A 6,624-nucleotide genomic window follows, 5' to 3' on the forward strand; every position below is an offset into this window, starting at 1 on the left:
CGCCGGAGTTGGGTTTGGTGGGCGGTTCGCTCGACGCCATAGCGCGAGGCCTGCAATGACTCGCCTCCGCCTCATCCCACGCTCCCTCTTCGGCCGAATGCTCGCGATCGCCGCGCTGTCGACCGGGATCGCGCTCGTGTTCGCCGGCGTCACGATTGGTCACGTCCTCGAACGATTCGTCACCCGCGGGCTCGACGAGCGGCTCGACGCGCAGGTCGCAGTGCTCGCGCGCGCAGTCCGCCCCGATGCTACGCTAGACCGCAAGCGCGCGATCGACCTGCCCGAGTTCGGCGAACCCGGCTCCGACTGGTCATGGCAGGTCGAAGGTCCCGCCGGTCGCATCGACAGCGGGACACCCCCAACCGCTGCTGGCTCTACGCCAACCCCGATCGCTCCCCCGCCGTCGGCAATCGCCCCACCAGGCGATGCCGAACGCCCGCATCCTCCCGGCCCCGACGACCATCAACCCCGCCCTGGCGAAGCGCGCGACCGTAGCGGCGAGCGGCTCCATTCGCGGACCATGGACATCACCACACCGCGCGGCACGGTGACGATCACAGCGATCGGCCCCCGCCGGATCGTCGAGGAGCCCCTGCACGAGGCGATGATTCCATTGCTCGGCTCGCTCGCCGTGCTCGGCGTCGGACTGGCGGTGGCGACCCTGGTGCAGCTCCGCTTCGGCCTGCGTCCCCTCCGCGATCTCCGCACTTCGCTTGCCGCCGTACGTGCCGGCACCGAGCGGCATGTCCCTGATAACCAGCCCGGAGAACTGCAACCGCTGGTGACCGAACTCAACGCCCTGATCGACCAGAACGCGGCCGGGCTCGCCCATGCCCGCCAGCACGTCGCCAATCTCGCGCACGGCCTGAAGACCCCCCTCGCCGCGCTTTCGCTCAAGCTTGCCGAGGCGAACGCCGACCCGGATGTCCGGGACATGGTCGACCAGATTGACCGTCGTGTTCGCCATCACCTCGGTCGCGCGCGCACCGATGCGACTGGCGGCGCTCGCACCCGTTCGCCGATCGCCTCGGCGGTCGCCGATCTCGTTGCGGTGCTGAGGCGCATCCATGCCGATCGTCCGATGGCGGTCGATATCGCGATCCCGAATGATATTGCCGTCGCGATCGACCCGCAGGACCTCGACGAGATGCTCGGCAACCTCCTCGACAATGCCTGGCGTCACGCGCGCTCGGCGCTCTCGATTACGGCCGCCTCGATCGACGGCGTCGTCACACTGGAGATTGCCGACGACGGAGACGGCCTCGACGACACTGCGATGGCCCAGGCGGTGCTACCCGGCCGTCGTCTCGACGAACGTGGCGACGGGCATGGCTTCGGCCTGTCGATCACGCGCGAACTCGCCGAACTGAATGGGGGTACGGTGACGCTCCACCGTTCCCCCGTACTGAACGGACTTCTGGTCCGATTGACGCTGCCGCAGCGCCGCTGACCTCGTACACGCTCGCTATCCGATCCGGCCGCGCACGTTCAGTTACAGGAACAAGCGGACAGCTTCAGTCAGAGCGCCCGGACGACGACCCGCGACGGCGTGGCCTTCGCCAGGGTGTTGCGCAACGGGAGCGTGAACGGTGCTGCTTCGATCTCGAACATGTCGCCGTCCTGCGTCGTGATCCCTTCGCTGAATGACAGCGTCGCCGTCCCGAAGAAATGGACATGGACGTCGCCCGGCCGGCGGAACAGGTCGTATTTGAAATGATGCGCTTCCAGGTTGGCGATCGTGTGCGACATGTTCGCTTCGCCCGACAGGAACGGCTTCTCCCACAACAGCGCGCCGTCGCGGTGGATCCGGCTCATCCCCTCGATATGGTCCGGGATTGCACCGGTCAGCAACTCCGGCCCCAGTGCAGCCTGACGCAGTTTCGAATGCGCCAGCCACAGGTAATTGTGCCGCTCGGTCACATGGTCGCTGAACTCGTTCGCCAGGCACAGGCCGAGCCGGAAAGGTGTGCCGTCCGGTCCGATCAGGTAGATGCCAGCAAGTTCGGGTTCCTCGCCGCCGTCCTGCGCGAAGGCAGGACTGGTCAATGCCCCGCCGGGGGCGACAAGCCCCGACCCGTCGCCCTTGTAGAACCATTCGGGCTGCTGCCCGGTTTCGCCCGTCGCCGGCTTGCCGCCGGCGACGCCGTCGAGGAACATGCGCATCGAATCGGTCAGCGTCTCCGCCGCCGCGGCGGCGCGGTGCATCTTGTCGCGACCTTCCGCGGACCCGAGATGTGTCAATCCGGTCCCGGTCATGATCAGGTGTGCGGGATCGGCGTGGTCGATCGGAGAGATCAGCCGTCCCGCCGCCAGTTCAGCGGCAACGTCCACCGCGCCGTTGGTGCCATAGGCTTCGACCGCTTCGGCCAGGCCGGTGCCGTCGGCGATCGCGCGCGACGCCAGCGCCCGAACATTATCGACGCCCGTCACGAACGCCGCGCCCTCTGGGGTTGCCGCGATCACCGACCGCGCGCCGTTCGCCGCACGGTGCTGCAACAGACGCATACTCATCTCGGTATCTCCTCGGACGACGGGCCGTGCTCGACCAATTACTCGGACTTAAACTTTGCGTTCAAACTTGACAACGGTTGTCGTTCCACCACGCTGATCCGAGTATTATGACGCTCCAGGGGGCAATTAGCATGAAGACGTTCGCCGACGCTCTGCCGCTCGCGACGGATGCGCCGACCGGCTCGGACGAGACGGCCGAGGTGACGCCGCGGGCGCGCCGCGGTACCGGACGACGCCTACACGGCGCGATCGCGCATAAACTCGGTACTGCGATCCTCGCTGGGGAATATCTGCCCGGCGATATATTGTCGGGCGAGGTCGCATTTTCCGAAGCGCTCGACGTGTCGCGTAGCGCATACCGCGAGGCCGTTCAGGTATTAACCGCCAAGGGACTGGTCGAAAGCCGCCCCAAGGCCGGAACGCGCGTGCTGCCGCGGAGCCGGTGGAACTTGCTGGATCCGGACGTGCTCGCCTGGGCATTCGCCGGCGAGCCCGACATCGCCTTCGTCCGCGGGCTGTTCGAATTGCGCGCGATCGTCGAGCCGGCCGCCGCTGCGCTCGCCGCCGAACGTCGCGAACGGACCGATCTGAAGATCATGAAGGATGCGCTGGCGGCAATGCGACGTCACACGCTTGCGACAGAAGCCGGTCGCGCAGCGGATCGCGAGTTCCACGACGCCGTACTGACCGCGACGCGTAACGATGCACTGATCGTGCTGAGTGCGAGCATCGGCGCGGCGGTCAACTGGACGACGCAGTTCAAACAGCGCGCCCGTGCCCTCCCGCGCAATCCGATCCCGGATCACATGCTTGTCTATGACGCGATCGCCGCCGGAGACCCCACGGGCGCCAGCGAAGCGATGCGGACGCTGGTGGACCTCGCACTGGAGGATACCAAGCTGGCGATGGAGCGCTGATCGCTGCCATCGCCAATTACCGGTTCACGGTACCGTAATGGGATCGGGCAGCGGGTCGGTCACCTTCGATCCCCAGATCGCATAGAACAGCACGTATAGTTCACATGCCGCGGTCAGCAGGAATGAATTCTGCAACCCGTAAGTGTCGGCCAGCCACCCCTGCACGATCACCAGCGCGCCGCCTGCGATCGCCATGATCAACAGCCCCGATCCTTCTTCGGTGAGTGGGCCGAGGCCCTTGATCCCGAGCGTGAAGATCGTCGGGAACATGATCGAGTGGAACAGCCCGACCGAAATAAGCGCCCACATTGCGACGTGCCCCGTCGTGAAGGTGGCAATCAGCATCACCACGCAGGCGCCGATGCTCGCGAACGCCAATACACGCTCGGCGGGGATCGTCCGCATCACGACGCTGCCGATCAGCCTGCCGACCATCATCCCGCCCCACAGGATGAACAGATAGTGCGAGGCCTGTTCGTGCGTGAGGTTGCCGATCTGGGGTTGGCTGACGAAATTGATGAAAAGGTTGGCGACGCCGATTTCGGCTATCAGATAAATGAATATTGCCGGAATGCCGAACACGAGGTTGCGGTGCGACCATAGTGACACCCCCTTGCGATCCGCCTTGGCCGAACGCTGCGTCGCAGTCCCCATCGCCGGCAGCGGAAAGCGTGCGATCACCACCGCGAGCACGATCAGCACGCCCGCCACGATAAGATACGGCAACACCACAGACTGCGCATCGGCAATCCGCTCGGTCTGCGTCAGCACTGCGGTCGAACCTGCGGCGGCCGTTCCCGACGTCGACCGCCCGAGGATCAGGTACCCACCGAACAAAGGCGCGAGCGTCGCACCGGCCGAGTTGAACGCCTGCACCAGATTTAGCCGCGAAGACGCCGTTTCTGGCGGTCCGACCACCGCGACATACGGGTTCGCCGCGACCTGTAGCAGGGTAATGCCGCTCGCGATCACGAACAAAGCCATCAGCGTTACGCCGTAGGAGGGCAATCGCGCGGCGGGCACCATCATCAGCGCACCGACCGCCATCAGGCCGAGCCCGAACACCATCGCGCGCTGATACCCGACCCGCTCGATCAGCTTGGCGGACGGGATAGAGGCGAAGAAATAGGCGATGAACCAGACGCTCTCGATCAGCGTGGTCTGCGTGTAGCTGAGATCGAACACGCTGCGCAGGTGCGGCAACAGCGTGTTGTTGATGACCGTGATGAAGCCCCACATGAAGAAGAGGCTGGCGAGCAGCGTCAGCGCGGAACGGTAGCTCGGACTCCCGCCCGCAGCATGCGCAACTCCGGCTTCAAGGGGCTTTTGCGTGTGTATCGGCATCGCCATAATCGTTCATCCTCCGTGCCGTGTCGGCGACTGAACGACAGTCTTTTCCCGCATGGCTTGCCCCGAAATATATTGTCCGACTATATAGCCATACAAGGCGCGTCAACGGCGTCGCACGATTAGGGACGGGAACCGGAATGCGCGCAATCGGAAAAACGGGGATCATCGTGGCAACCTTGCTGGCAGCGCTTTCGGCGCACGCAGCCAACGCGGCAGAGGCGAAGCGCACGCCCGCCGGTACGCTCAAGGACGGCACCGCAATCGAAGCGGTCACGCTCAGCAATGCGCACGGCGTATCCGCGCGTATCCTGTCCTACGGCGCGACGCTGCAATCGCTGCTCGGCCCGGACCGCACTGGCAAGATCGCCGACGTCATGCTCGGTTATGACGACCTTGCCTCCTATGTCGACCATCCCAACTTCTTCGGCGTGACGGTCGGCCGTTTCGCAAACCGGATTGCCGGTGGCCGTTTCACGCTCGACGGCAAGGCCTTCCAGTTGCCACTCAACGACAAGGTCAATTCGCTGCACGGCGGTGGCAAAGGGTTCGACAAGGTCGCGTGGAAGATCGTGTCCGTAAAAGACGGTCCGACCGCGACACTCGTGCTCGGCTACCGCAGCCCCGACGGCGACTCGGGCTATCCCGGCAATCTCGACGTCACCGTCACCTATACGCTCGACGAAGCTGGCAACCTCGGCATCGCCTACGACGCGAAGACCGACAAGCCGACGATCGTCAACATGACCAACCACGCGATCTTCGACCTCGGCGGCGAAGGCTCGGCAATGGGCGCATACGGCCACCGGCTGACGATTCCTGCCAAGGCGATCACGCCGGTCGACGACAAGCTGATCCCGACTGGCGCGCTGCAACCCGTCGCCGGCACGGTGTTCGATTTCCGGAACGGCCGCATCGTCGGCGAGGGCATCCGCGATGGTCGCGACCAGCAGATCCGCTACGGCCATGGCTACGACCATAATTTCGCGCTCGACAAGGGGCTGACCGCCAAGCCCGAACTGGCTGCGCGATTGGAAGATCCTGCCTCGGGGCGCGTGCTCGAAGTGCTGACGACCGAGCCCGGCGTGCAATTTTATACGGGCAATTTCCTTGATGGGACGTTCATCGGCAAGAAAGGCTATCTGTACCGGATGGGCGACGGCATCGCGCTGGAACCGCAGAAGTTCCCGGATGCGCCGAACAAGCCGAACTTTGTCTCCGCACGGGTCGATCCCGGCAAGCCGTATCATCACGCGATGATCTACCGCCTGTCCGTCGCCCGCTGATATCCGATCTCCAGAAAGCTCCTAATGACCGATATGCCCAAACTTCGCTCGCGCGCGTGGTTCGATAATCCCGAGAATATCGACATGACCGCGCTCTATCTGGAGCGTTACCTGAACTTCGGACTGTCCCTTGAGGAACTGCGTTCGGGCAAGCCGATCATCGGTATCGCGCAAACCGGCAGCGACCTGAGCCCGTGCAACCGCCACCACCTCGTGCTCGCCGAACGCCTGCGCGAAGGAATCCGTGAAGCCGGCGGCATCGCCCTCGAATTCCCGGTCCATCCGATCCAGGAGACCGGCAAGCGCCCGACCGCCGGGCTCGACCGCAACCTCGCTTATCTCGCGCTGGTCGAGGTTCTCTACGGGTACCCGCTCGACGGTGTCGTGCTGACGATCGGCTGCGATAAGACGACGCCGGCGTGCCTCATGGCGGCGGCGACCGTGAACATTCCGGCGATCGCGTTGTCAGTCGGCCCGATGCTCAACGGCTGGCACAAGGGCGAGCGGACCGGTTCGGGGACGATCGTGTGGAAGGCGCGCGAACTGCTCGCGACCGGCGCGAT

At 64.9% G+C, this 6,624-nt stretch carries 6 protein-coding genes; 4 read left to right on the plus strand and 2 right to left on the minus strand.

The window, feature by feature from the left end; genetic code table 11:
* The first annotated feature begins 55 nt into the window (after nucleotides 1–55).
* Complete coding sequence (locus tag BM244_RS14205) at nucleotides 56–1,450, plus strand: sensor histidine kinase (RefSeq protein ID WP_093399525.1); 1,395 nt, start codon at nucleotides 56–58, stop codon at nucleotides 1,448–1,450.
* Nucleotides 1,451–1,518: 68 nt separating this feature from the next.
* On the opposite strand, the gene araD1 is transcribed toward BM244_RS14205, so the two are convergent.
* The gene (gene araD1, locus BM244_RS14210) at nucleotides 1,519–2,511 is read right to left on the minus strand and encodes an AraD1 family protein (protein ID WP_093399526.1); all 993 of its coding nucleotides are present in this window, start codon (nucleotides 2,509–2,511) and stop codon (nucleotides 1,519–1,521) included.
* A 131-nt stretch (nucleotides 2,512–2,642) separates the two neighbouring features.
* Between araD1 and BM244_RS14215 the strand changes: the two genes are divergently transcribed.
* Nucleotides 2,643–3,428, plus strand: coding sequence for a FadR/GntR family transcriptional regulator (locus BM244_RS14215; RefSeq protein WP_093399527.1), 786 nt, complete (start codon nucleotides 2,643–2,645; stop codon nucleotides 3,426–3,428).
* Between the two features lie 24 nt (nucleotides 3,429–3,452).
* Here BM244_RS14215 and BM244_RS14220 read toward each other — a convergent pair whose 3' ends face one another.
* Complete coding sequence (locus tag BM244_RS14220; RefSeq protein ID WP_093399528.1) at nucleotides 3,453–4,778, minus strand: sugar MFS transporter; 1,326 nt, start codon at nucleotides 4,776–4,778, stop codon at nucleotides 3,453–3,455.
* A 137-nt stretch (nucleotides 4,779–4,915) separates the two neighbouring features.
* Here BM244_RS14220 and BM244_RS14225 point away from each other — a divergent pair, with 137 nt between their 5' ends.
* Together BM244_RS14225 and BM244_RS14230 are read left to right on the plus strand one after the other, a co-directional pair.
* Entirely contained in the window at nucleotides 4,916–6,061 is a 1,146-nt protein-coding gene (locus BM244_RS14225) for an aldose epimerase family protein (protein ID WP_093399529.1), read from the plus strand.
* Between the two features lie 24 nt (nucleotides 6,062–6,085).
* Nucleotides 6,086–6,624, plus strand: a 539-nt coding sequence (locus BM244_RS14230; protein WP_175518208.1) for a dihydroxy-acid dehydratase domain-containing protein, incomplete at its 3' end; no start/stop codon positions are given.

The sequence above is a fragment of the Sphingomonas sp. OK281 genome, from assembly GCF_900115295.1.
In the GTDB taxonomy this organism is placed as follows: Bacteria; Pseudomonadota; Alphaproteobacteria; order Sphingomonadales; family Sphingomonadaceae; genus Sphingomonas.